The organism is Oceanicaulis alexandrii DSM 11625 (genome assembly GCF_000420265.1).
GTDB lineage: Bacteria > Pseudomonadota > Alphaproteobacteria > Caulobacterales > Maricaulaceae > Oceanicaulis > Oceanicaulis alexandrii.
The window spans coordinates 2,122,837-2,147,980 of record NZ_ATUP01000001.1; the positions used below are offsets into that span (position 1 = coordinate 2,122,837).

The window sequence follows — 25,144 nt, forward strand, 5'->3', positions numbered from 1 at the left end:
GTGATTCGTGCGTCGGACATGGGAGGGAACCGATGCGGGTTCTGCTGATCGAAGATGATCGCGCGACAGCGCAAGGTATCGAACTGATGTTGAAGTCCGAGGGCTTCAACACGTATGTGACGGACCTTGGCGAAGAGGGTGTCGATCTCGGCAAACTCTACGACTATGACATCATTCTTCTGGATTTGAATCTTCCGGACATGCCCGGTTTTGACGTGCTCAAAACCCTGCGCGTGGCCAAGGTGGATACGCCGATCCTGATCCTGTCCGGCAATGCCGACATCGATAACAAGGTGCGCGGCCTCGGCTCGGGCGCTGACGACTACATGACCAAGCCTTTCCACAAGGAAGAGCTGATCGCCCGCATCCACGCCGTGGTGCGCCGTTCCAAAGGTCACTCCCAGTCGATCATCAAGACGGGCGACATCGCCGTGAACCTCGACGCCAAGACCGTCGAAGTGAACAGCCAGCGCGTGCATCTGACCGGCAAGGAATACCAGATGCTGGAGCTGCTCTCCCTGCGCAAGGGCACGACCCTGACCAAGGAAATGTTCCTCAACCATCTTTATGGCGGCATGGACGAGCCGGAGCTGAAGATCATCGACGTCTTCATCTGCAAACTCCGCAAGAAGCTCGCTTCGGCCACCAATGGCGATCACCATATCGAAACGGTCTGGGGCCGCGGATATGTGCTGCGCGATCCGGCTGACGAGATCAGCGCCGCCAGCGCCTAGGCGATCAACATGTCTGACTGAAAACCCCGGGCCCTGGCTCGGGGTTTTTCGTATTCGGCAGGAGGGTATCATGCACGCTCGCTTTCAAAGCCTGATCTCTGATGATGACTTTGAGCACTCCGCCTGGCGCGCCGAGCCGAACGGCACGGTGAAAGGCGGCGTCGTGGTCTTGCAGGAGATTTTCGGCCTGACCGGTCATATCACCCAGATCTGCGAAAGGTTGGCCGAGGCGGGATATCTGGCGATCGCGCCGGATTTGTTTGCGCGAACCGGCGTCTCGCGCCCGATCTCATATGACGATGCGGAAGCTGGCTTGGCGGCAGTGGGAAAGACCGATCAAAGCTTGCTGGACCTGGACATAGCCGCTGCATTTGACGCGCTGGAGGGACAGCCTGCCGCCGTCATCGGGTTTTGTTGGGGCGGGGGTCAGGGTTGGCGAGCGGCGTGCCGGAACCCTGTCCAGGCGGCGGCGTTGTTTTATCCCACACGCATGGCGGACCATCTGGATGGCGCGCCGCAGGGTCAGGTTCAGGTTCATCTGGCGCACAATGACCGGCATACGCCTGATGAGGTGACACGAGCCATGCTTGCGGTGAAGCCCGAGCTGTCGCTTTATCGCTATGAGGCTGCTCACGGTTTCATGTGCAGCCAGCGTACCCAGCATAACGCTCTGGCGGCGAACGCCGCCTGGGCGAGGATGCTGTCCTTGTTTGATGCGGCGCTCTAGGCGCCTCGTCCTCGTCGTCAGGATGTCTCATGGCTGCTCCCAAACCCATTCACGCGTATGATGTCTCCGAGGCTGGCGCCGCCAAGGCGGTCACCGACCTGGACACGAGCCCGCCAGCTGGCGGCTATCGCTGGGTGCATCTGGACCTGAGCGACCCGAACGCCTTTGCTTGGATCTCCGAACAGGCTGATCCGGTGGTGGCGGATGCGCTGATGCGCGCCGATACACGCCCGCGCATGGCTGAACATGCGGACGGGCTGATCCTGATCATGCGCGGGGTCAATCTGAACCCCAATTCCGACCCCGAGGACATGGTGTCGCTTCGGCTGTGGGTGACAGACCGGCTGGTGATCACCACGCGTCTGCGCCGTCTGATGGCGGTGTCTGAGATGGCCGAGCAGATGGCCCGGGGCTCAGCTCCCGCGACGCCAGCCGATCTTGTATGTGCGCTGTCTCAAGGATTAACGGCGCGGATGGAGCCGGTGCTGGAGGCGCTGGTCGATGAGATCGACGATCTTGAAGAGCGCAGCGTGGACAGGGCGTCACGGCTGCGCGGCGAGCTGGCGGAGATCCGCCGCACCACAATCACGCTCAGGCGCTATCTGACGCCGCAACGCGATATTATGGCGCGCCTGTCGCTGGAGGATGCGGGCCCGCTTCACCATCCCCGTGTGCGGGTCACTTTGCGTGAAACCGCTGACAGGCTGGCCCGTCTGGTGGAGGAGCTCGACATGATCCGAGAGCGCAGCTCCATCCTCAATGATCAGATGGTGGATGCGCGTGCTGAAGAGATGAACGCCGCCATGTTGCTCTTGAGCGTCGTCGCGGCGGTGTTCCTGCCGCTGGGCTTTCTGACCGGGCTACTCGGGATCAATGTGGGCGGCCTTCCCGGCGCGCACTGGCCCTATGCCTTCGCCCTGGTCTGCGCGTCGTGTCTGGGCCTGGCGGGCGGTCTGGTCTGGTGGTTCCGCCGCAAGGGCTGGCTCTAGCTATTGCGCAGGTCTGTCCGGAGGAGGCGGGCGGCGCTTGCAGGGGCGATTGTCTCGAGTGGAGACCTGGACCAGGGCGCAGCAGCAGGTATCGGATCATGCAGTGCGAAGCGTTGTTTACCTCTGCATTTTCAAATGGAAAAAAGAATAAGAGTAGTGCATTTGCTGCACCTGCTGCTGAGGCATCAATGGCGCACTGAAGCCAAATTTGAGCAATAATAAGGCTCCCTGCTTGCTAACGTAATGATGATATTACTATCCTGCGTTTGCTATCGCCAAAACAAAGTGTGCAGCACCAAAGCTGCCGGGCGACGGGGAGGACACTATGAAGCACTCGATCAGGTCGGTCGCGCTTGGCGCGACCGCTCTCGCCGCCGGATTGACCGGCATCGCTCAAGCTCAGCAACCTGATGTCATCACGGTGACCGCTCAGAAGCGTGAACAGACCTTGCAGGAAGTGCCGATCGCGGTGTCCGTCGTGCAGGCTGAAACCATCCAGAACGCGCAGATCATCGACGCGATCGACCTTCAATCTGTCGTCCCGTCCTTGCGGGTGAGCCAGCTGGAGCGTAGCTCGAACGCCACTTTCATTATTCGCGGGCAGGGCAATGGCGCCAACAATCCCGGCATCGAGCCGTCCGTGGCTGTGTATATCGACGGCGTGTTCCGCCCGCGTGCAGGCTCTGTTCTGTCTGACCTGATGGGCATCGAGCGTGTCGAGGTCTTGCGGGGGCCGCAATCGACCCTGTTTGGCAAGAACGCCACCGCTGGCGTGGTCAGCATCATCACCGAGCAGCCTGCGTTTGAATGGGGCGGTCAGGGCGAGGTGACGTTCGGCAATTACGGCCAGTCCATTCTCAAGGGCTCCGTGACCGGGCCTCTGTCTGAGAATGTTGCGTTCTCGCTGTCCGGCAGCATGAACCAGCGTGACGGTTATTATGACAATGTCGGCACGGGCGGCGATTACAATGATCGCGATCGCTGGGCGGTTCGCGGCCAGTTGTTGATGCTGCCGACCGATAATCTCGAACTGCGTCTGATCGTGGATTACGATGAAATTGACGAGCAGTGCTGCGGGACGGACCGGATCACCGACGGAGCGGCCGGCCCGGCGATCCGGGGGCTCTTGGGCGGCCAGACCTCTGCTGGCCCGGATTTCGAGTATCAGATCGCGACGAATGTGGCGAACCAGAACCAGATCGAGAACTCGGGCATTTCCTTGCAGGCGGACTGGGAGCTCAGCGACAGCCTGACCTTCAGCTCCATCACCGCTTTCCGTCAGTATGAAGACTTTGTCGACTATGAAGGCGACTTCACCGATCTTGATATTCTGGGCACCAATATCCGCGGGCTTGATGTGGATACCTTCACCCAGGAATTCCGCCTGACCGGGGATTGGAACAATCGCGCCTTCTTCTTGCTGGGCGCGTTCTATTCCGATGAAAGCATGAATGTCGAGGACGCCCGCATCTATGGCGCCGACGCGCGCGCCTATGTGGACATTCTCACCGGCGGCGCTCTGGCGGCGTTTGAAACCCCGCTCGGCTTTGCGCCGGGCACCTTCTATGCAGAAGGCGGCGGCACGCGGTTCACGGCGGAGCAGTCGGACAAACAGTTCCAGATTTTCGGCCAGGTGGATTTCAATCTGACCGAGCGTCTGGTTCTGACTGCGGGTCTCGCTTACTTCGAAACCAACAAGGAAGTTGATTTCACCAATGTGATCCGCACGAACCCGTTCTCGGACCTGAACTTCGTTCAATTGGGTCTGGGCAGCTTCCTGCAGAGCGTGGGCGTCAATCCCAATGACCCTACGCAAGTGGGCGCATTTGCGGCCGCTCAACCCGGCGTCTTCGGTGCGTTTGTGAACGCCTCGACCACGTTCAATTCTACCGCTCTGGGCAATGGCGGCGTGCTGGTGAACGGCGTGGTGGTGGATCCGCTGACCGGTCTGCCTCTGGCCAACCCGCTTCTGGATTTCTTCCAGCTCGGCCTGCAGCCGCTGGGCGCGCTGACCCCATTCCCCAACTCGGTCGAGTCGGGTGAAACCAGCGATAACGATGTGCCCTACACCTTCCGCCTGGCGTATGACGCGACGGACCGGACGAACGTGTACGTCTCCTATGCGCGTGGCTTTAAAGCCTCGTCGTGGAATCTGACGCCGGATACGCGGCCCGACACCGACGACATCGCCGCCTTGCGCGCTGCTGGCGAACTGGCGGCTGACAATGCGCTGGGTCTTCCGACCGTGGTGAATACGGCGGAAGCGCTTGGGGTTGCGGGCAACCAACGCTTCGCCCGTCCTGAAATCACGACCACGTTGGAAGTCGGTTTCAAGACGCGCTTCTCCTGGGGCTCCCTGGATGTGGCGCTTTTTGATCAGACCATTGAAGACTTCCAGTCTTCGGTCTTCCAGGGCGCCGGGTTTGCTGTCATCAACGCCGGTGAGCAGTCCAGCCAGGGTCTGGAATTTGACAGCACCATTAATCCGCCGGCCATCCCCGGACTGACCCTGACCCTGTCGGGCATCTGGATGAACGCTGAATATGACAATTATCCAGGCGCGCCTGTGGTGACGGGCAGTCAGGTTGATCTGGCGGATGGAGTCGCTGACGGTCGTGGCGACCTCTCCGGCCAGTCTGTGGCGGGAATTCCGGAGTTCGCGGGATCCTTCGGCTTCACCTATATGCGTCCGTTCTCAGGTGGCGAGGCGTTTGTCCGCGCTGATTACCAGTACGAGTCAGAAGTCAGACTGCTGGAGAACCTGCCTGACACCATCACGCGTCAGGTCGGCACGCTGAATGCGGCGGTCGGCGTGAATCTGGATAACGGTCTGGAAGCGCTCCTCTGGGCCCGCAACCTGAATGAAGACGAGTACTACACCTCAGGTTTCCCGACGACGCTTCAGTCCGGCTCCTTCTCGGGCTACCCGAACCAGCCTCGGACCTATGGCGTGACGCTGCGCAAGCAGTTCTAGACCAAGGCCAGACGAGACGAAAAAACCCCGCCGGTCTGACCGGCGGGGTTTTCTTTTATCGGCGCCCCCTGAAGGCAGGCGAGAGGGCTAGTCAGCCTCGGCCGGAACCAGACGCAGGACCGAGCCTTCAAAATCATCGGTCAGCACGTACAGCGCGCCATCCGGGCCGGTGCGCACATCGCGGAAGCGCTGGCCCATATCCGCCAGCAAAGGCTCGACGCTGATGACGCGGTCTCCGTCAATTTCAAGGCGCTCGACCTTGCTGCCCGCCAGAGCGGACACGAAGAGATCACCCTGCCAGTGCTCAAACGCGTCGCCGGTGTAAAAATCCATGCCGGACGGCGCGATGGACGGATTCCAGTACCAGATCGGTTGGGTCAGTCCGTCACGTTCGCGGTCTTCAGTGATGATGGTGCCGTCGTAATTGATCCCGTAGGTGATGACCGGCCAGCCATAATTGTCGCCTGAGGCCAGGATGTTGATCTCGTCCCCGCCGCGCGCGCCATGCTCGAGCTCCCAGACCGAGCCGGTGGCGGGATTGCGGGCGATGCCCTGGGCGTTGCGGTGTCCGAAGCTGTAGACGCCCGGCGCGCCGTTCTCGATCTCTGGATTATCGTTTGGAATCGAGCCGTCAAGATTGAGGCGGACCACCGCGCCCAGATGGTTTTCCGGGTTCTGGGCTTCGTCCTGATAATTGCCGCCATCACCCAGGGTCAGAAACAGCGTGCCGTCGGGATTGAACAGGATGCGGCCGCCAAAGTGAAAGCCGCGCGCTTTTTCAAAATTGACGTGGAAGATGTCTTCGACGTTTTCCAGCGTGGTCAGGTCTGAGCTGAGCTGAGCGCGGGCGAGGGCGGTGTTGTTCGCCTCCGCGGTCCCTTCAGCATAGCTGAAATAGATCGTGCGGCTGGTGGCGAAATCAGGCGCCAGCGCCACGTCCAGCAGGCCGCCCTGGCGTTCGACCAGCAGATCATCGGGCAGGCCGCTCACCGGGGCTTCGCGCAGGCCATTCTCATCAATGACCCGCAACCGGCCTTCGCGCTCGGTCACCAGGTATGCGCCGTCCGGCAGGAAAGCGATGGACCAGGGATATTCCAGCCCGCCCGCGACGGTTTCCACGATGAAGTCGGCTTGTTCGCTTTCAATGACATCCTGCGCATGGCTGGCGGACGACAGAGCCAGCACGCTCAGGCTGGCGGCGGCGAAACGGATCATGGCGTTCTCCCCTAATTGACTTGAGGGGAAGATAGGCGATCAGACGCCAAATGAAACATGCAATCGGCTTGAAGCGTCAGGCTGTCAGCCGCAGGGGCGCTTTGAGGAAGGCTTCGCCCATGCGTTTGACGCGGCGGGTCAGCACAGGCTCTGCGGCCGCCGTATGCGCCCAGCGACGACGCAGCTTCAGCGGCGCTTTCGAGAGCGGACCTGGCAGGATTTTACAGGCCGCTTCCGCACTGTCCCAGGCGAGAAGGCCCGCCATCGCGGCGCTGGGTTTCATGGCGCGACCGCCCTGCAGCACGGTCTCATAATCGGTGTAGGCGTCTTTATAGGCGTGCTCCCCGCCGCCCAGATCAATGCGGTTTATGCGCATATTGGGCGCGGCCTCGATAATGCCCTGCAACAGAAGATGGCCAGGGGAGACGGCGCTGAACGCCGGGTCATAGGCCGGCATCCACGAATGATAGATATCGCCGGCGACAATCCCCATTTCCACCGCGGCCAGCCGGTCGCCCAGATAGAGCGACGCGACCAGGCCCCGGAAGGGACCAAAACTGCGCGACGCGCAATTGCGGATCACGCCGTCCACCCATTGAATATCAAACAGGTCCAGCAACCCCGTCTGCCGGTATTGAGCGCTCTTCCAGGCGCGCAGGGTTTCAAAGCGTTCGCCCAGCGGGTCGCCGAAAACGATGCGGATCGGGCCGAACTCGCGCTCGGCCTTGCGCTGGCGCTGGCGCAGTTTCTTGAAATGCTTGTGCTGGGTCTGCTCTTTGCGCGCCATCCAGGCGTCAACGCCATCGCTGAGATCAATGATCGAGGAGCGGGTTTCAGTCCGCACCTTTCCCAGCGCCTCGCCTTGCCAGTTATCATACACAAGAACGTCTGCGCCCATGGCGGACAGAAGGGCTGTCTCCTCGACCTTGAAGCCGGGGATGGCGGCGAAGCCTTGATAGTCTGACAGTGGCGCGCCGACGGGGCGCGCAATGCCGCCCTGGGGCGCATGATAGGCGAAATAACCGATCGGGGCGCTGTTCTCTTCAGCGATGATGACGTGGACGTCATGGCGCTGGGCGTCCACGTCCTGGGCGAAATCGGGCAGGAGATAGGGGCTGGTCAGCCGGCCGCCCGGGTGAGCGAGTTCGCGCCACCGATCGAGATCGCGGCTCCCGAGTGCTGATAGAGGCGTATCAAACAGACGCACATTCACCCCCTGAAGTCTTCTTTCAGGTGAAAATGCAAGGCGCGCGCCGAACGGGACTCATGTATGGTCCTGTTTCGTTCCGCTCTGACGCCGAGGTGCACCATGGATCCCGTTTCAATCGCCTTGATCGCCCTGGGCGGCGCCTGTCTCGTTTTGGGAGGCGTGGGCGCGCTGATCCTGCGCAAGGCCTGGGGTGAGGCGGATGGCTTGCGCGCCCAGTTGAGTGACGGGCAGAGCGCTTTGTCTGAGGCCCAGCTTGAGTTGCGCGAAGCGCAGACCGAGGCGCGCCGCGTCAATGAGCTGAAAGCGGAGCTCGCCAGTGAACGCGCCATGCGCGACGCAGCCGAGCAGGCGTTGGCCGAGGCGCGGACACGGGCGTCCCGCGTTGAAGGGCTGGAAGAGCAGCTTGAAGAGACGCGGCAGGCGGAAAAGCGGGCGTCGTCTGAATTGCAGGCGCTGAAGGAACGTCTGGAAGAGCGCGAAGCAGCGGTGAAAGCCGAGCGCGAGCGCCTGACGGCGCTGAGCCAGGAGATGCAGGACCGGTTCAAGACGCTGGCGGACGAAGCGCTGGACGCTTCGTCGAAAAAGCTGCTCGAACAGGCGCAGCAGAACTTCAAGACCCAGCATGAGCAGGCCCAGGGCGGTGTGAAATCCCTGGTCGATCCGATCCGCGAACGCCTCGATCTGTTCCGTCAGCAAGTGGACAAGATGGAGCAGGAGCGCGCCCGCAATTCCGGCGCGATCGCCGAGCAGATCACCAAGTTGTCTCAGGGGCTCAACGACCAGCACAAGGAAACCTCCAAGCTGGTGAACGCCTTGCAGCGCAAATCCACCACGCGCGGGCAATGGGGCGAGCGCACGGTGGAGAATATTCTCGAGCTGGCGGGCCTGACCAAGAACATTGATTACGACGCCCAGCATCAGACCCGCGACAGCGAAGGCGCGGCGTTGCGGCCGGACTTCGTCATCAAGCTGCCGGGCGGGGGCCGGTTCGTGGTCGATTCAAAGGTGGCGCTGACCGCCTATCTGGATGCTGTGGAAGCCGAGGATGAAGCTACCCGCCGCGACGCGCTGCGCCGCCATGCCGCTCAGGTGAAGACCCACGTCAAACAGCTCGCGAAAAAGGAATACGCCGCCAGCGTGGACGGCGCGATCGACTTTGTGGCGCTGTTCATCCCCGGCGAGAGCTTTTATTCCGCCGCCATTGAGGAAGATCCAGGCCTGTTTGACGACGCCATCAAGGCCAATGTGATCATCACCACGCCAGCCACTCTATTGGCGCTGGCGAAGGCGGTGGCGTACGGCTTCCGTCAGGAAAAGCTCGAACAGAACGCCCAGAAAGTCGCCGCGCTGGGCGATGAGCTGTATAGCCGCCTGACCACGTTCACAGACCATTTAGGCCGCGTGGGCGCGGGGCTGAAGACGGCGACGCTCAATTACAACAAGGCCGTGGGCTCGTTTGACAGCCGCGTCCTGCCCAAGGCGCGCGACATGGCCCAGCTCAACGGCCAGATGAAGCTGGTGGAGCCGCCCGCCCAGGTCGATGAATCGCCGCGTCTTCTGTCCGCGCCTGAGACCGATCAGGGCTGACCGGGCGCATCTTCGTCCGCAGGCGGTTCGCCGCCTTCGACCAGATACCAGGGCGTCTCGCCATACTCATAGGGCGGCAGGGTGAAGAGAGTGCGGAACGCGTCCAGCGCCGCCGGATGGAAAATGGTGGAATGCGTTTCGGTCTGTGAGCGGTCCACATAGATCCAGTCGAGCCCCTCCGGCGCGTGGGCTTCAAGCGCCTCCAGAAGGTGATCGAGCCCGGCCTGCATGGTCCCGCCTTCATCAGCCATGGTGATGTAAAGGCTGCGTTCGGCGTCGTCATGGGCGGCGACAAGCGCTGCCGCTTCCTGGCCGGTCGCTTGCTCATCCCACCACAGAGACGGGCTGACAGCGATGTAATCGGTGAAACTCGCGGGCACGTACAGGAAGGTGTCGGTGACAAAAAGGCCGGCCAGCGATTCCCCGATCAACGCCCGACGGTCTGACGTCTCATACCGGCTGTCGATGAAGGGGATGACGGTCTCTGTCAGAAAGGCGAGGAAGTCTTCCGACCCGCCCTGGTCTTCGAACTGGGCCTGATAGCGCGGATCGGCCGCGGGCCGCGTCAGCTCGAGAAGACGATTTTTCGTCTGCACGCCGACCAGGATGAAGGGCTCATACTGCCAGCTGAGCGCGCCCAGCTGCGCCAGCCCTGCGATATGGACGAAGTCCTGATCCTGCGCGCCATCAACGAGGTAGACCACGTTGAGTGGCTCTTCCAGCTCGTCATAAAAGGGTGGCAGCCAGACATTGATCTCCCGCTCATCGCCCAGGCTTGGCGCGTCCAGACTGAAGCTCTCGCCAATGACGATGTTGCTCTGGGACACCGGTTCTAATGCTTGAGACAATGCGGCGGCGGGCGACGCAGCGGCCAGCAGGCCTGCCAGAATGAACGCCTTCATGGTATGATCCCCTCAATTTGCAGCCTGACGCTATCGCGTCTGGCGAGGTTAGCCAGCGCTTTGTTTGATCGGGGCGCTGCGACAGCCAGACAAACTTGAACCTAACCCTTTGCACGATTACCTAAGCGACATGGCTATTCGAGAAATCCTCACTGTTCCCGATCCGCGCCTGAAGCTGGTCTCCAAACCGGTCGACGCGGTGGATGATGAACTTCGCGACCTGATGGATGATATGGTGGAGACCATGTACGCAGCGGACGGCATTGGTCTGGCCGCCATCCAGGTGGGCGTGGACAAGCGCGTCATCGTCATGGATTTGACGGATGAACGCACCACGCCGAGCTTCTTCGTCAATCCGGTGATCACGCCGCTGACAGAAGATCTCAAACCCTATCAGGAGGGCTGTCTGTCCGTGCCTGATATCTATGACAGCGTGGAGCGTCCGAAAAAGGTCAAGGTCGAGTTCCTCGACTATGACGGCGAAAAGCGCGAGCTGATCGCCGAAGACCTGTTCGCCGTGTGCATCCAGCACGAGATGGACCATCTCGAAGGCGTGGTGTTCATCGACTATCTGTCGCGTCTCAAGCGCGAGCGGGCAGTCAAGAAAGTCCAGAAACTCGTCAAGCAACGCGGCGCGCCCGCAGAGGCGGCGGAATGACCCTGTCACGTGTTCTGATGGCGGCGACGCCGCTCATCCTTGTCGCTTGTGCGCCTGCCGCGCAGTCAGACCCGGACCTGTTTGACCGCTTGAGCGTCTATTGCGGTCAGGCGTTTGAGGGCGAAGTCACGTCAGAAGATGAGCGCGATGCGGATTTCGCGTCCGAACGCCTTGTCATGCATGTGCGCGAATGCGGCGAAACCGAGCTGCGCGTGCCGTTTCATGTGGGCGAGGACCGCTCGCGCACCTGGGTGATCACGCGTCTGCCTGAAGGCGGATTGCGCCTCAAGCATGATCACCGTCATGAAGACGGCTCTGAAGACGTGCTGACCCAGTATGGCGGCGATACGGTCGGCCCTGCCGGCGCGATCCGCGCCGATTTCCCCGCGGACGCCGAAAGCCAGGCGCTGTTCGAGCGCGAAGGCATTCCGGTTTCCATGGCGAATGTCTGGTCGATCACCCTCTCCGAGGACAGCTTCATCTACGCGCTGGACCGTCCGAACCGGCATTTCGCGGTGGAGTTTGACCTCACCGAGCCGGTCGAGACCCCGCCTGCGCCCTGGGGCGCCGAAGACTAGGCCTCAAACCCGCCTGGATACTGCACGAACGCCAGATAAAGCCCGTCCGGCGGAGCCACGGGGCCGCAGCGCGTGCGATCCGCGGCGTCAAGCGCCGCCTTGAAATCCTCAGGCGTCCATTTGCCGAAGCCGACTTCCACCAAAGACCCAACGATCGAACGCACCTGACGATGCAGGAAGCTGATCGCTTCAACCGTCACATGGATTTCCGCGCCCGATTGGAACACCGCGATCTGATCGAGTGATTTGACGGGGCTGTCCGCCTGGCACTGGGAATCTCGAAATGTCGTGAAATCATGGGTGCCGACCAGATGCTGGGCGGCGGCGTGCATGGCCGACACATCCAGCGCTTGCGAGACGCGCCAGACCTGGCCGCGGGTCAGGGTCAGCGGCGCCCGGCGGGCCTGAAGGCGATAGATATAGCCGCGCCGGTTCGCCTTGAAGCGGGCGTGAAAATCATCGCAGACGCGCTCGGCCTCCACCACCGCAATCGGATGGGGTTTGAGATGGTGGTTCAGCGCATCGCGGACCTTGTCGGCGGGCAAATCCTTGTCCAGATCCACATGCGCGACCTGGCCCAGGGCATGAACGCCGGAATCGGTGCGGCCCGCGCCATAAATCTCGCGCGGCGCGCCATCAAGCTTTTCCGCCGCCTGCTCCAGCGCGCCCTGCACGGAGGGTCCGTTCTTCTGGCGTTGCCAGCCCACGAACGGGCCGCCGTCATATTCGATGGTGAGCTTGTAGCGCGGCATGATTAGCGCAAAACCGTCCCGGCGGGCACGTCCGTGCCGTTGAGGAACGCCTTCGCGTCCATCACGCCCTTGCCCTCGCGCTGGAGCCGGGTCAGGCGCACCGCGCCGCGCCCGCAGGCGATCAGTAAGGCGTCGTCCAGCACCTCGCCGGGCTCGCCGTCGCCTTTTTCAGGTTGGGCGAAGTGGACCTTCACGCGCACCGGCTTGGTCTCGGTTTCCAGTTCGAAATACGCGCCGGGGACAGGCGACAGGCCGCGGATCTGGTCGGCGACTTCACCGGCGGGCTTGTTCCAGTCGATGCGCGCATCCTCGCGGGTGATCTTCCTGGCGTAGGTGACGCCCTCTTCGCTTTGCGGCGTTGCGCTGAGCGAGCCGCGCTCGAGCGCGGCGAGGGTGCGCGGCCAGAGCTGGGCGCCCGTGCTCATCAGCCGGTCATGCAAGGTGGACGCGGTGTCGGTCTCAGCAATGGGGACCACTTCGCTCATCAGCACCGGGCCGGTATCGAGCCCCGCCTCCATCTGCATGATCTGGACGCCGGTGACCTCGTCACCCGCCATGATGGCGCGCTGGATCGGCGCCGCCCCGCGCCAGCGCGGCAGCAGCGAGCCGTGCAGATTGAGACAGCCCAGGCGCGGCGCATCGAGCGCTTGCTGCGGCAGGATCTGGCCATAGGCGACGACGCAAGCCGCATCGAGATCGAGGCTCTCGAACTGGGCGATCACCTCAGGGTCGCGGAAGCTTTCGGGCGTATGGACGGTCAGGCCGAACAGCTCGGCGAGCTGATGCACCGGAGTTTTCACCATCGCCTGCCCGCGTCCACGGCGACGAGCAGGCTGAGTGTAGACCGCGACCACATCATGACCGGCGCCGACAATCTCGGCGAGCGAGGCGGCGGCGAATTCAGGGGTGCCCATGAAGGCGAGGCGTAAGGTCATGGCTCTAAATCAATGCTGTCAGGTTACGGGCCTGCACCTAGACCGAAGTGCGGCGGAGTAAAAGCCTTACACCGCCTTCAGCCCTGTAATCTCTTCGCTCAGCGTCCAGAGTTTTTGTGCGGTTTGGGCGTCGCGGATATGAGGTTGAACGCCATAGAACACGCCTTCGGGCGGGTTCAGCGCGCCGATATTGCAGTCCTCGCAATAGACCCCGCCCCGATCCTCCAGCAGGGGTGAGGTCGCCGCCCACAGCGTGGTGGAGGCGCCTTGCTCGACCGTCTTGAACACATCCTTGGTCGTGCCGTCTTCGTTGAACCAGCCCATGGCGCGCATCTCTTCATCGGCGAGATCGCGCTGCAGCTCGGTCATGATCCCGCCAGGATGGACTGAATAGGCTTTCAGGCCCCGATCCTCATAGCGGCGGTTCAGCTCCAGCGCGAACAGGGCGTTGGCGCTTTTCGAGCGGCCATAGGCGGGCCATTTCTCGTAGTCTCCGGCGTCCCAGTTCCAGTCTTCAAGGTTCACATCACAGATCCGGTGCGCGATCGAGGACAGCGCCACGACGCGGGCGCCGGGGCGTTCTAGCAGCAGGTCGGAAAGCTGCGCGAACAGCGCGAAATGGCCCAGATGATTGGTGGCGAACTGGCTCTCCCAATCCTTGGAGTTGCGCCGCAAGGGCGTCGCCATGATGCCGGCGTTATTGATCAGCAGGTCGATGCCGTCCGGTGTCAGAGCGCGGATCTCTTGCGCGCCTGTCTTGACGCTGTCGGGTTCCATCAGGTCGAGCGTCACGGTTTCGACCGGCAGTCCGTCCAGAGCGGAGCGGGCCTTCTCTGGCGTCCTGACGGTGACGATCACGCGGGCGCCCGCGTCAGACAGGGCGCGCGTGGTCTCAAGCCCGATGCCGGAATAACCGCCTGTGACGATCACGGTCTTTCCGGCCAGGTCCGCGGCCTGGGCGACCTCCTTGGCGGTGGAGCGCATGTGAAACGGGCTGTCGACGGGCTGCTGGCGGTCATCAGTCATAATCGAACCTATCCTCTCGCTGTGCGTTTCAGTGTCGCGCGTCAAATCACAGGACGCCAGCTTTCTGATGGCGCGCCGTTCAGGCACGGGTCAGCAAGCCATGCTAGGCTGAAAGGGCTTAGGCGTTTCAAAGGGGACGAACATGCGGACTATTCTGACTTTACTGGCGGTTCTGGTGCTGGGCGCCTGTAGCGCTGCGACGCCGGGTGACGGCCCGGTCAATGGCGGCCCTGGGGGCGGCGATTGGCGTGTCGTTGGGCTGGGCGAAGCCTGCGGCGGCATGGCGGGCGTCAGGTGCGAAGGCGCAGACGCCGGAGCCAATTATTGCGCTTACGCGCCCACGGCCCAATGCGGCGCCGCGGACCAGATGGGCGTTTGCACCGCGCGCCCGCAAATATGCACCCGCGAGTATCGCCCGGTCTGCGGCTGTGACGGCCAGACCTACGGCAATGCCTGCACCGCCGCCGCTGCGGGCGCCAGCGTGGTGCATGAGGGCGAGTGTCAGGCGCGCCAGTAAGCGCTGAATGACGGCTTTCGCTCAGTCATTGGCTTGAGCGCCCGGTTCCGCAACGCGCTGGAACCGGGTAAGCAGCCTGTCTGACGACAGGAGATGCCCCATGGCTCAATTGACCGGCAAGACCGCTCTGATCACCGGCGCTGCGCGCGGCATTGGCGCTGCGATCGCTGAAGCGTTCGTGGCTGAAGGCGCTCAGGTGCTTCTGACCGATATTGACGGCGCCGGCGTCGAGGCGCTGGCCGCACGACTGGGCGAGCGGGCGCACGCGCGAACTCTGGACGTGGGTGAGCCAGCCGATTGGTCAGCGGCGGCGGAGTGGGTCGAGCAAAGCTGGGGCGGGCTGGATGTTCTGGTCAATAACGCCGGCATCACGGGCTTTGGCGGTGAGGCGCCGAGCCTTCACGATCCCGAGCATGTGACGCTGGACGCCTGGCGCGCCGTGCATCAGGTCAACACCGATGGCGTCATGCTGGGCTGTCAGTGGGCGATCAAGCTGATGAAGGCGCGCAAGGGCGGCTCAATCATCAATCTGTCTTCGCGCTCGGGCGTGGTGGGCATTCCCGCCGCGGCCGCTTATGCGGCGTCAAAGGCCGCGGTCCTGAACCATACGCGCACCGTGGCGCTCTATTGCGCCCAGTCAGGCTATGACATTCGCTGCAACGCCATTCTCCCCGCCGCCGTGCTGACTCCCATGTGGGAGGACATGCTGGGCGAAGGCGACGCCCGCGACCGCGCCGTCGCGGATGTGGAGGCTGGCATCCCCATGGGCCGTTTCGGCCGTCCTGAAGAAGTGGCGGATGCGGCGCTCTTTCTCGCCTCAAGCGCTTCCAGCTACATGACCGGGACAGATCTGCATCTGGATGGCGGCATCCTCGCCGGCGCGGCGTCTTCACCGCGCCGGGCTGAGGACTGAGTTTACTCCGCGCGCCAGACGACCTCGCCGTCGACCACCGTCATCACCGGACGGGCCTCCGCCAGCTCGGCGTCCGGCACGGTCATCAGATCGCGGTCAAAGACGGAGAAATCCGCCAGCTTGCCCACTTCGATCGTGCCCAGCTCGTCCTCGCGGAAGGTGGCGTAGGCCGGCCAGATCGTGAACAGCTTCAGCGCGGTTTCACGATCCAGCGCCTGATCGAGATTCCAGTGCTCGTCGGCAAAGCCGTTGAGATCGCGGCGTACGGCGGCGGCGTAGAACTCGATCCGCGCCTCGCCCCGCTCTACCGGAGCGTCAGAGCCGCCCGCGATCATCGCGCCGTCCTCGATCAGCGTCCGCCAGGCATAGGCGCCTTCCAGCCGGTTCAGGCCGATGCGGCTGGCGGCGAAGTGCAGATCGCCAATGGCGTGGCTGGGCTGCATGGAGGCGATCACCTCCATCTCGCCAAAGCGCGGAATGTCGTTGGGGTGCAGCACCTGGGCGTGCTCCACGCGCCAACGAGGCTCGGCCACGGCGCGCGCCTCGGCGGGAATGGCGGCGAAGCTATCCTCCATCCAGTTGAGCACTTCGCGATTGCCTGCATCGCCGATGGCGTGAATGGCGAGCTGGACGCCATCCTGCAAGGCGCGCTGCATCATCGCTTCCGCGCGCTCTTCTTCAGACAGGAACAGGCCGGTGGTGTCCGGCGCGTCGTCATAGGGTTCTAACAGTGCTGCGCCGCGGGAGCCGAGCGCGCCGTCCATGTAGAATTTCACGCCGCGCGCCACGACCCGGCCATCGCCCTCGATGCGAGGGGCCTGGGCGGCGACCGCGTCATAGTCTTCCGGATTGGCGTAGACCGACACGCGGATCGGAAACGCGCCGTCTTCGGCGAGGCGCGCCATGATGTCCACGTCCGCATAGGGCACGCTCATATCGTGCACGCTGGTCCAGCCCTGGGACGCCATCACTTCAGCGCCCAGACGATAAAGAGTCTCACGCTCCTCGTCGTCGGGTTGGCCCGCCAGCGCCGCAAAGGGCGCCATCGCGGTGTCGATGAACATGCCGTTGGGCTGGCCGCTCTCATCTTTCAGTATAGCGCCGCCTTCGGGGTCAGGCGTCTCCGAAGTGATCCCGGCGGCTTCGATCGCGGCGGTGTTGGCGACCAGCGCATGGCCGTCCGCACGCACCAGGATGACTGGACGCTCGGCCTCGACCGCATCCAGATCGGCGGCGTTGGGGAAGCGCTCTTCGGGCCAATGGGTTTCGATCCAGCCACGGCCGGAGATGATCGAGGCGCTGGCGTCCGAGGCGGCCTCCGCAATGCGGGCCTGCAGATCAGCGACGGAGGCGGTTCCTTCGAGATTCAGCGTACGTTCGCGCTCGCCCACGCCGATGACATGGGCGTGCGCGTCAGTGAAACCGGGAAACAGCGTTGCGCCCGCCAGGTCTACGGTCTGCGTGTCTTCGCCGATGAACGCCTCACCGTCTGCGGCGCTGCCCACAAAGACGATCCGTCCGTCATCAACTGCGACCAGCTCGGCAGTGGGGCTCGCCTCGACGCCGGTGTAGATCAGGCCGCCGGTGAACACCCGGTCAGCGGCGTCAGGACCCGCAACCTGCGGGTCGAGCGGTTCGGAACAGGCGCCCAGCGCCAGCGAGCAAGCGCTGAAGGACAGCGCGGCCAGTGAAAACGTGCGGATCATATATCCCTCCCCAGGACGATGTGAGAGGGAAACTAGCGCGGTGCGGGCCTCAGGTCACGGTCATGATCATCCAGTCGATGATCAGGGGCACGCCAGCCGCCGCCGCCGCCAGCAGGGGCGGCAAGCCCAGCGCGGCGTGCGCCACACGCCAGTGCACGAACAGGCGCACGAAATTGTAAAGCGAGGTGACTTGCCCCATGGCGCCCGCATCGGCCAGCCCGGCAGGGTAGAGCGCCAGCATCAGCGCCTGGACATGGACTAGCAACAAGACCGTCCAGTTATGGGTCACCAGCCAGCTGGCGTAGCGGTCTTTCACGCCCAGAACCATCACCATGCCCATGGCGACCACCGGGAAGACCAGCCAGAAGCGCGCCCAGCTCAGCATGGCGTCCAGAAGCGAATAGCTCGCGTCCGCTTCGAAATAGCTGGCGTTGTCGGCGATGAAGTAATTGATGCCGTAGATCAGGAAGATGAAGGCGGGCAGGCCCAGAACGACGCCGATGAAGGACCGGCCGACGCCGGTCACGCTCATGTCGAAGTGCTTGCGCCAGTCTGACTTGAACATCATCAGCGCAAACACGCCGTCGACGCCAGAGCGCATATCCTTGAGGGCTTGGTTCATCATGGAAACGTCTTGAAATACCGGTCGAGCACGTCTGCATAGATCGCGGCGAGCCCGGTCACATCGCTGACGGGCACGCGCTCATCCACCTGGTGCATGGTTTCGCCCACCAGGCCGAATTCGGCCACCGGGCAGTAATCCTTGATGAAGCGCGCGTCAGACGTGCCGCCGCCCGTGGTCAGCGCCGGTTCGCGTCCCGTGTGGTCCTTGACCGCGTCGCGGAGCAAGCTGGTGAACGGGCCGGTCTTGGTCAGAAACGCGTCCCCGGTGACGGTGAGATCGAGATCAATCTCGCAGAACGTGCCGTTTTCAGCGGCGGCGGCTTCTTCACGTATCCATTGTTTCAGATCATCGCCGGACTGGGCGGTGTTGAACCGGATATTGAACTTCGCGCTGGCCCTGGCCGGGATCACGTTATGGGGGGCGTTGCCCACATCAATTGTTGTGACCTCGAGATTTGAGGGCTGAAAATGCGGTGCGCCCTCATCCAGGGTGCGCGAGGTCAGCCGGTTCAAAAGGTCGATCAGGACAGGGATCGGGTTCTCGGCCTTCTCAGGGTAAGCCACATGACCCTGCTGGCCGGTGACCGTGATCACCCCGTTCAACGAACCGCGGCGTCCCACCTTGATTGTATCGCCCAGGTGATGCGGGTTTGTGGGTTCGCCCACCAGGCAATGGTCGAGTTTTTCGCCCTTGTCGGTGATCGCCTTGAGCAGTTTCTTGGTGCCGTTGACCGCCGGGCCTTCTTCATCGCCGGTGATCAGGAAAGCGATGGAGCCTGCGGGCGCGCCCTGGCTTTGCAGATGCCGGGCGACGCCGGCGACCATGGCGGCGATGGCGCCTTTCATGTCAGATGCGCCGCGTCCCCACAGGACGTCATCGGCGATTTCCGCTTCGAACGGACCGCGGCTCCAGGCGGCGTCATCGCCGGCGGGCACCACGTCGGTATGACCGGCGAAGCAGAACACCGGCGCGGCGCTTCCAAGCCTCGCGTAGAGATTGTCGACCTCTTCAAACTTGAACCGCTGGCAAACGAAGCCGAGCGCTTCAAGCGCCTCTGACAACACGTCGAGCGCGCCCGCGTCCTTGGGAGTCACGGACGGCGCCTGAATCAGGCGGCGGGCGAGCGGGATGGGGTCGGTGAGCGAAGACAGATCAAGCATGGCGCAGATTTAGGGCGTTTTCGCGCGCGGCGCCATGCCTGACAGGTCAGTTAGGGTCTAATCGCGCAGCAGCGCGTTGATCGAGGTTTTGGCGCGGGTCTGTGCGTCCACGCGTTTGACGATGACGGCGCAATAGAGCCCCGGCTTGCCGTCTTCGCCGGGCAGGTTGCCCGGCACGACGACGGCGTAGGGCGGCACCTCGCCACGGAACATCTCGCCGGTGGCCCGGTCGATGATCTTGGTGGAGCCGCTCAAGTACACGCCCATGGCCAGCACGGCGCCTTCGCGCACGATCACGCCTTCGGCGACTTCGGCGCGGGCGCCGATGAAGCAATTGTCCTCGATGATCACCGGATTGGCCTGCAGAGGCTCAAGAACGCCGCCAATGCCAGCGCCGCCGGAGATATGCACATTCTTGCCGATCTGGGCGCAAGAGCCGACCGTGGCCCAGGTGTCCACCATGGTGCCTTCATCCACATAGGCGCCGATATTGACGTAGGACGGCATCAGCACCACGCCCTTGCCGATGAAGGCGCCGCGGCGCACGGCGGCGGGGGGCACGGCGCGGAAACCTGCACGCTCGAACTCCGCAGCGTCCCAGCCTTCAAATTTCGAGGCGACCTTGTCCCACCACGGGCCATGATCGGCGCCGCCGGGAATGATCCGGTTGGGGTTGAGACGGAAGGACAGCAGGACCGCCTTCTTCAGCCATTCATGCACCACCCAGTCGCCGATCTCGCCGCGGCTGGCGACGCGGGCTTCGCCGCTGTCGAGCTGGTTGAGGGCGGTGTTGACCGCATCACGGACCTCGCCCTGGGTCTGGGGGGTAAGTTGGTCGCGGATGTCCCAGGCGGCGTCGATGACCGATTTCAGCGCATCATGGTTCATGGCGTCGTCTTCTTTGCTGTGTCCGCAGCGACATGCCAGTCGCCCAGGAAGGTGCGCAGGCAGTCCACGGCGTAGTGAATATGATCGGGATGTATCAGCGGTTCGGGCGCAGCGCCATCCGCGAGCGCTTCCACGGGGGGATGCACCAGCACGGTGGTGAAGCCGATCTCATGGGCGGTTTGCAGGTTCTTGACCGAATCCTCAAACATCACCGTGCTTTGCGGCGCGATCGAGAAATGCCCGGTGAAGCGCTCAAACCCCGCCCGGTGCGGTTTGGGCGTAAAATCCGCGGCTTCGATGTCGTAAAGGTCTTCAAACAGCCCGTTCAGCCCCAGCCGGTCGATGACCTTTTCGGCATGCTTGCGCGATCCGTTGGTGTAGACGATGCGGCGACCATTGAGGGCGGCCACATGGTCGGCCAGCTCGGGGTCCGGTGTGATCACCGAGTGATCCACGTCATGCACGAAATCCAGAAACGCGGCGAGGTCGCTGACCTGATTGTTGAGGAGCAGCCCGTTCAGCGTGGTGCCATGGGTTGTGTAATAGTGCTGCTGCAGGGCGTGGGCTTCCTCGCGCGTCATTGAAAACTCGCGCTGAACCCAGTCTGTCATCTTGTCGATGACCTGACTCATCACCGCCGCGTCGGCGGGATAGAGCGTCTCATCAAGGTCGAACACCCAGGTGTCCACATGGTGCAGGTCAGGGGTTCGGTTCACGGAAGGGGTTCCTCAAAGTCATCAAGATCAAGCCGCATCATGCTGCCGCCATTCTCAGCGGCAGGCGCGGCCCGAAACAGGGCGGGCTGAAAGCCGGACGCCTCGCACTCACCGCGAGTCTGGCTGGTGAAACGCGCGGGCGTGATGCAAAACGCTTCCGTGCCGGACGCCAGCGGACGCAGCGCGTCGCCGTCGATCAGCTGGGCGTAGACATAGGTCTCGTCGCCTGTCAGCTGGGCGGACAGGGTTTGAGCGCAGCCGCCCGGCGCAATGCGCCACCAGCCGCGGGTTTCAAATCCGTCGCCAACCGCCCGCGCCACCGCGACGCCGACGGGCAGATTGGCGTCATTGCACACTTGCAGGCCCAGGCTTGTATTGCGTTCCAGCGCGCGCTCATGCAGCGCCTGGATCAAATCGCTCCGATCCGCGCCGAAACTGCGGCCAATATCGGCTTCAAACGCGGCGACCTGGCGACGCGTGCGGCGACCGGCATAGCCGTCGATGACGTTGATGTCGTACCCGGCCGATTGCAACAGGCGTTGCAGCCCGGCCTCTTCGGCCCGGTCGCCGAAATCGGCGACTTCGACAAGCACCGCACTGTCGCGTTCGGCGTCCGTCAATTGTCGGAATTTGCGAGTTTCCAGCCCCAGAGTCTCGCAATCGGCGACGCCCTCAAACGCGAAGTCCGCCTCATCCACGCAGATGTCCAGGCTGCCGCGCCATTCGCGCACTCCGCCCAGATAGGCGCGGGTGGTGCGCGCATAGAGGTATTGTTCGGTGTCTGTGGCGGGGCCGATCTCGGCGCAGCCCCCCGGGGCGATGCGCGCCCAGCCTTCCACCGCCAATCCTGACGGCGTGCGCCAGGCCTTGGCCGCCTCCACCATGAAGCTGGTCTCATTACAGACCTGTCCCGCTTGGGCGGCGCCGCCAAAGCCCAGCATCAACACCAGGGCCAGCATGATCCGGTTCAGCATCTCAAGGCTCCCGTCGCTCCACTCGCCCGTTTTGTATATTAGGGCGGGGCCTCGGCCGCTTACAGGGCCAGGGTGGAGATTTCCCCGCGCAGCTCGTCCAGCCCGTCGCGTTTGGCGCTTGAAGTCGCCGAGATCACCGGAAAGGCGGCGGGCCGCCGGGCGATTTTCTGCGAGGTTTCCTCAAGGCGCTTCTGCGCTTCGCTGGGCTTTAGCTTGTCGGTCTTGGTCAGAACGATCTGGTACACCACGGCGGCGCTATCAAGAACCTTCATGATCGCTTCGTCAGACGGCTTGATGCCGTGCCGGGAGTCGATCAGCAAGAAGACCCGCTTGAGATTGACCCGACCGCGCAGATAGTTCTGCGTCAGCCGCGTCCAGCGCGCAGCGACCTCCTTGGGGGCTTTGGCGAAGCCATAGCCCGGCAGGTCGACGATGCGCAGCCGGCCTTGCATGTCAAAGAAGTTCAGCTCGCGCGTACGCCCCGGTTCCGTGGAGGCGCGAGCAAGTTGCTTGCGGCCGGTCAGAGCGTTGATCAGCGAGGATTTGCCCACATTCGACCGTCCCGCAAACGCGATCTCGGGGACGTCGGAATCCGGCAAGGTGTCCATGGACACCACGCCCAGCATGAAGTCGATCTCGCCGGAGAACAGCTTGCGGCCCGCCGCAAAGCGGGCCGCAGTTTCAGCCTGGGCGTCTGGAGAGGGCTCGGTCAGGGCCGCCTCCTATTTCTTCTTGCCGCCGCGCGGCTTTTTGGCCGCGGGGTTGGAGCTGACCCGGCGACCCGGCGTAGCGGGCTTGGCGGGCGTCTCGGGGTTGGCCGGAGTTTCGCCGTCTGTGATCGCAGCGTCAGCGTTGGCGTCTTCCGCCAGTTCTGTGACGGCTTTCTCCACCTTGCCCTCGATCACCTGATTGGTGGCGGTCGGGGTGTCCTCGCCCTGGTATTTGGCGGGTACGGCCGAGCCGGTGAGCTTGGCGCGGACCTTGAAGAAGTTGCGGTCCAGCTCGGTCACCACGCCCTGACGGCGCATGATCAGGTATTGCTGGGCGATGGTCAGCGTGTTGTTCCACGACCAGTAGATGATCAGGGCCGCCGGGAAGGGTGCCATGATGATGGTGAAGATGATCGGCATGAAGGCGAAGATCTGACGCTGGATCTTGTCTGGCGGCGGCGGGTTCAGTGATTGCTGCGCCCACATGGTCACGCCCATGAGCAGCGGCCAGACGCCGATCGCCAGGATCTGACCGATCAGCGGAATGCCGGACGGGTCGTAGGGCAGCAGACCGAACAGATTGCCGAACATGGTCGGGTCCGGCGCGGACATGTCCTGAATCCAGCCAAAGAACGGCGCATGGCGCGCGTCCAGCGAGATGAACACCGTCTTGTAGAGCGCAAAGAAGATCGGGATCTGCGGCAGGATGGGCAAACAGCCCGCCACCGGATTGATCCGCTCTTTGCGATAGAGCTCCATCATGGCCTTTTGCTGGGCCTGCGGGTCGTCCTTATGGCGCTCGCGGATCTCTTTCATTTTCGGCGCGGCGGAGCGCATCTTGGCCATGGATGCGAAGGCGCGGTTGTTCAGCGGGAACAACACCAGCTTGATCAGCAAGGTCACGACCATGATCGCCAGGCCGTAATTGCCCAGAAGTCCGTAGAAGAAGTGCAGGGCGGCGAAGAAGGGCCGGGTCAGGAACCAGAACATGCCCCAGTCGATCGCCATGGTCAGCCGGTCAATACCCAGCTCGTTTTCATAGGCGGCGAGGATGGGCTGCGCTTTGGCGCCGGCGAACACATAGCTCGACGCTTCCAGGCTGGCGCCCGGCGCCAGGATTTGCGCATCGCTGAGATAATTGGCTTCAAAAACGGGACGGTCAGGGCGCGAGACCACGCGGAACTGGGCGCGCACATTGCCCTGATCCTGCGGGGCGACGGCGGCGAGCCAGTATTTGGAGGTGATGCCCATCCAGCCGCCGGGACCGGAGCGCTCGATCAGGCCTTCATCTTCCCACTTCTTGAACTTACGGGAGAAGTGCGTGCCGTCCACGACGCCGACCGCACCTTCATGCAGCACGAAGAAGTTTTGCAGGTCCTGCGGCACGCCATGCTGGCGCACCAGCGAATACGGACGCAGCGACACCGCCGCAGAGCCGTTGTTCACAACGCTGTCTGACACGGTGAACAGGTAATTATCGTCCACAGTGATGGTGCGGCGGAAAGTCAGATCGCCGGCCTGGTGTTCGAGCACCACCGGCGTGTCAGGCGTCAGCACATCGCCTTCCGCCAGGGTCCATTGCGTGCTCAGACCCGGCAAGCCCTGGGGCGCATTGGCGTCCCCCAGCCAGCCAGAGGCGGCGAACTGGTACCCGTCAAAGCCTTCCGGACTTAGAACCGTGACCGCCTCGCCGGAATCCACTTCGGTGTCATAACGCAGCAATTGCAGGTCATCCAGGCGCGCGCCGGTGAGCGAGAGCGAACCGGACACCGCCTCGGTGCGGATTCCAATGCGCTGGGAGCGGGCGAGCGCGTCTTCGCGGCTGAGACCGTTTTCGCCGCTGCCGGGCGCGAAGGCGCTGGGTTCCGCCTGAGGGGCGTCGTCCGTGTTGGTGGTTTCAGCCTGGCTAGCGGCTATGGCCGCTTCAGCGGCCTCCCGGTCGCGGGCCATCGGATCCAGCACGAACACCTGATACAGCAGCAGGATGCCGATCGCGATTACGGCTGCGAGCAGGAAGTTGCGGTTCTCACCCATGGGAGGAACGATCCCTTACGTCTTTGAGGGCGTGTGATCCCGCAGATCGCCCGTCGATCCACGCTCACGCCGCGCGAGGCTTATCAACGCGGCTTTGACATCGTCAAGCAAGGCCGGCCAGGACCGGTTCGCTGTTTGAGCGCGCGCAATGAACACATAGTCGGTTCCGAGCCGCCCGTGGAGGGGCAGTAACAGGCGCGCAGCTGCGCGCAACCGGCGCTTGGCGCGATTGCGCGCCACAGCGTTGCCGATTTTCTTGGTCGCGGTGAACCCCGCACGGGTCGGCCCGTCGGGGTCATCCTTGCGCGCAAGCATCTGAATGACAACAGACGGCCTGGCGATGCGCGGCGCTTCACGCGCGCGCAAAAAATCGCGCCGCTCGGTAATCCGTGCGGCGCGATCTGGATACATCGTCGTGTCGACTGTCGCCTGAATCAGGCGGACAGACGCTTACGGCCCTTGGCGCGGCGACGCGCCAGAACCTGACGACCGGCTTTGGTGGCGGCGCGGGCACGGAAGCCGTGGCGGCGCTTGCGGACCAGATTGGACGGCTGGAATGTACGTTTCACGGTTCGGCTCCCATTGGGATCAGCGGCCGGGCCCCCGGCGCTTCA

25 protein-coding genes are annotated in these 25,144 nt (G+C 63.2%); 9 read left to right on the forward strand and 16 right to left on the reverse strand.

The window, feature by feature from the left end; all coding sequences use genetic code 11:
- Nucleotides 1–32 precede the first annotated feature (32 nt).
- The 4 genes from ctrA to G405_RS0110165 all read left to right on the forward strand — a co-directional run bounded on the left by ctrA (nucleotide 33) and on the right by G405_RS0110165 (nucleotide 5,424).
- Nucleotides 33–734 carry a response regulator transcription factor CtrA gene (ctrA, locus tag G405_RS0110150; protein WP_022701410.1) on the forward strand — a complete coding sequence of 234 codons (702 nt, stop codon included), beginning with the start codon at nucleotides 33–35 and terminating at the stop codon, nucleotides 732–734.
- 70 nt (nucleotides 735–804) lie between these two features.
- Nucleotides 805–1,461 (forward strand): dienelactone hydrolase family protein, encoded by a 657-nt coding sequence (locus tag G405_RS0110155; protein WP_022701411.1) that lies wholly within the window; start codon nucleotides 805–807, stop codon nucleotides 1,459–1,461.
- A gap of 29 nt (nucleotides 1,462–1,490) precedes the next feature.
- Nucleotides 1,491–2,450 (forward strand): zinc transporter ZntB, encoded by a 960-nt coding sequence (locus tag G405_RS0110160; protein WP_022701412.1) that lies wholly within the window; start codon nucleotides 1,491–1,493, stop codon nucleotides 2,448–2,450.
- A gap of 325 nt (nucleotides 2,451–2,775) precedes the next feature.
- Complete coding sequence (locus tag G405_RS0110165) at nucleotides 2,776–5,424, forward strand: TonB-dependent receptor (RefSeq protein WP_022701413.1); 2,649 nt, start codon at nucleotides 2,776–2,778, stop codon at nucleotides 5,422–5,424.
- Nucleotides 5,425–5,511: 87 nt separating this feature from the next.
- Here G405_RS0110165 and G405_RS0110170 read toward each other — a convergent pair whose 3' ends face one another.
- On the reverse strand, nucleotides 5,512–6,639 hold the full coding sequence (locus tag G405_RS0110170; protein ID WP_022701414.1) for a PQQ-dependent sugar dehydrogenase: 1,128 nt from the start codon (nucleotides 6,637–6,639) through the stop codon (nucleotides 5,512–5,514).
- Between the two features lie 76 nt (nucleotides 6,640–6,715).
- Nucleotides 6,716–7,846 (reverse strand): GNAT family N-acetyltransferase, encoded by a 1,131-nt coding sequence (locus tag G405_RS0110175; protein ID WP_156861465.1) that lies wholly within the window; start codon nucleotides 7,844–7,846, stop codon nucleotides 6,716–6,718.
- 102 nt (nucleotides 7,847–7,948) lie between these two features.
- On the opposite strand from G405_RS0110175, the gene rmuC reads away from it, so the two are divergent.
- On the forward strand, nucleotides 7,949–9,436 hold the full coding sequence (rmuC, locus tag G405_RS0110180) for a DNA recombination protein RmuC (RefSeq protein WP_028284724.1): 1,488 nt from the start codon (nucleotides 7,949–7,951) through the stop codon (nucleotides 9,434–9,436).
- Here rmuC and G405_RS15700 read toward each other — a convergent pair.
- A complete protein-coding gene (locus G405_RS15700) occupies nucleotides 9,427–10,338 on the reverse strand; it encodes an alpha/beta hydrolase (RefSeq protein ID WP_022701417.1) in 912 nt (303 codons plus the stop codon). The two genes, rmuC and G405_RS15700, sit on opposite strands and share 10 nt — an antisense overlap.
- 130 nt (nucleotides 10,339–10,468) lie before the next feature.
- On the opposite strand from G405_RS15700, the gene def reads away from it, so the two are divergent.
- Both def and G405_RS0110195 read left to right on the forward strand, forming a co-directional pair.
- Nucleotides 10,469–10,996, forward strand: coding sequence for a peptide deformylase (gene def, locus G405_RS0110190; protein ID WP_022701418.1), 528 nt, complete (start codon nucleotides 10,469–10,471; stop codon nucleotides 10,994–10,996).
- Nucleotides 10,993–11,574, forward strand: a complete 582-nt coding sequence (locus tag G405_RS0110195) for a hypothetical protein (protein ID WP_022701419.1) — start codon at nucleotides 10,993–10,995, stop codon at nucleotides 11,572–11,574. Before def ends, G405_RS0110195 begins: the two co-directional genes overlap by 4 nt.
- Here the strand turns inward: G405_RS0110195 and truA are convergent.
- The 3 genes from truA to G405_RS0110210 all read right to left on the reverse strand — a co-directional run bounded on the left by truA (nucleotide 11,571) and on the right by G405_RS0110210 (nucleotide 14,287).
- A complete protein-coding gene (gene truA, locus G405_RS0110200) occupies nucleotides 11,571–12,326 on the reverse strand; it encodes a tRNA pseudouridine(38-40) synthase TruA (protein WP_022701420.1) in 756 nt (251 codons plus the stop codon). The two genes, G405_RS0110195 and truA, sit on opposite strands and share 4 nt — an antisense overlap.
- A gap of 2 nt (nucleotides 12,327–12,328) precedes the next feature.
- Nucleotides 12,329–13,261, reverse strand: coding sequence for a methionyl-tRNA formyltransferase (fmt, locus tag G405_RS0110205; RefSeq protein ID WP_022701421.1), 933 nt, complete (start codon nucleotides 13,259–13,261; stop codon nucleotides 12,329–12,331).
- A gap of 66 nt (nucleotides 13,262–13,327) precedes the next feature.
- A complete protein-coding gene (locus tag G405_RS0110210) occupies nucleotides 13,328–14,287 on the reverse strand; it encodes an SDR family NAD(P)-dependent oxidoreductase (RefSeq protein ID WP_022701422.1) in 960 nt (319 codons plus the stop codon).
- Between the two features lie 142 nt (nucleotides 14,288–14,429).
- Between G405_RS0110210 and G405_RS0110215 the strand changes: the two genes are divergently transcribed.
- Nucleotides 14,430–14,804 carry a Kazal-type serine protease inhibitor domain-containing protein gene (locus G405_RS0110215; protein WP_022701423.1) on the forward strand — a complete coding sequence of 125 codons (375 nt, stop codon included), beginning with the start codon at nucleotides 14,430–14,432 and terminating at the stop codon, nucleotides 14,802–14,804.
- Between the two features lie 100 nt (nucleotides 14,805–14,904).
- Complete coding sequence (locus tag G405_RS0110220; RefSeq protein ID WP_022701424.1) at nucleotides 14,905–15,717, forward strand: glucose 1-dehydrogenase; 813 nt, start codon at nucleotides 14,905–14,907, stop codon at nucleotides 15,715–15,717.
- 2 nt (nucleotides 15,718–15,719) lie between these two features.
- Here G405_RS0110220 and G405_RS0110225 read toward each other — a convergent pair whose 3' ends face one another.
- The 10 genes from G405_RS0110225 to rpmH all read right to left on the reverse strand — a co-directional run bounded on the left by G405_RS0110225 (nucleotide 15,720) and on the right by rpmH (nucleotide 25,099).
- Nucleotides 15,720–17,423: an amidohydrolase gene (locus tag G405_RS0110225; RefSeq protein WP_022701425.1), complete on the reverse strand. Its 1,704-nt coding sequence runs from the start codon at nucleotides 17,421–17,423 to the stop codon at nucleotides 15,720–15,722.
- Between the two features lie 49 nt (nucleotides 17,424–17,472).
- Nucleotides 17,473–18,048, reverse strand: a complete 576-nt coding sequence (locus G405_RS0110230; RefSeq protein WP_022701426.1) for a hypothetical protein — start codon at nucleotides 18,046–18,048, stop codon at nucleotides 17,473–17,475.
- Nucleotides 18,045–19,208, reverse strand: coding sequence for a succinyl-diaminopimelate desuccinylase (dapE, locus tag G405_RS0110235; protein WP_022701427.1), 1,164 nt, complete (start codon nucleotides 19,206–19,208; stop codon nucleotides 18,045–18,047). The genes G405_RS0110230 and dapE overlap by 4 nt, the downstream gene beginning before the upstream one ends.
- A 57-nt stretch (nucleotides 19,209–19,265) precedes the next feature.
- Complete coding sequence (dapD, locus tag G405_RS0110240) at nucleotides 19,266–20,096, reverse strand: 2,3,4,5-tetrahydropyridine-2,6-dicarboxylate N-succinyltransferase (protein WP_022701428.1); 831 nt, start codon at nucleotides 20,094–20,096, stop codon at nucleotides 19,266–19,268.
- On the reverse strand, nucleotides 20,093–20,812 hold the full coding sequence (locus G405_RS0110245) for a pyrimidine 5'-nucleotidase (protein WP_022701429.1): 720 nt from the start codon (nucleotides 20,810–20,812) through the stop codon (nucleotides 20,093–20,095). Before G405_RS0110245 ends, dapD begins: the two co-directional genes overlap by 4 nt.
- Nucleotides 20,809–21,786: a DUF1036 domain-containing protein gene (locus G405_RS0110250; RefSeq protein ID WP_022701430.1), complete on the reverse strand. Its 978-nt coding sequence runs from the start codon at nucleotides 21,784–21,786 to the stop codon at nucleotides 20,809–20,811. The genes G405_RS0110245 and G405_RS0110250 overlap by 4 nt, the downstream gene beginning before the upstream one ends.
- A gap of 59 nt (nucleotides 21,787–21,845) precedes the next feature.
- A complete protein-coding gene (gene yihA / locus G405_RS0110255) occupies nucleotides 21,846–22,412 on the reverse strand; it encodes a ribosome biogenesis GTP-binding protein YihA/YsxC (protein WP_022701431.1) in 567 nt (188 codons plus the stop codon).
- A 96-nt stretch (nucleotides 22,413–22,508) separates the two neighbouring features.
- Entirely contained in the window at nucleotides 22,509–24,530 is a 2,022-nt protein-coding gene (yidC, locus tag G405_RS0110260; protein WP_022701432.1) for a membrane protein insertase YidC, read from the reverse strand.
- Between the two features lie 15 nt (nucleotides 24,531–24,545).
- Nucleotides 24,546–24,941: a ribonuclease P protein component gene (gene rnpA, locus G405_RS0110265; RefSeq protein ID WP_022701433.1), complete on the reverse strand. Its 396-nt coding sequence runs from the start codon at nucleotides 24,939–24,941 to the stop codon at nucleotides 24,546–24,548.
- Between the two features lie 23 nt (nucleotides 24,942–24,964).
- On the reverse strand, nucleotides 24,965–25,099 hold the full coding sequence (rpmH, locus tag G405_RS0110270) for a 50S ribosomal protein L34 (RefSeq protein WP_022701434.1): 135 nt from the start codon (nucleotides 25,097–25,099) through the stop codon (nucleotides 24,965–24,967).
- Between the last annotated feature and the right edge of the window lie 45 nt (nucleotides 25,100–25,144).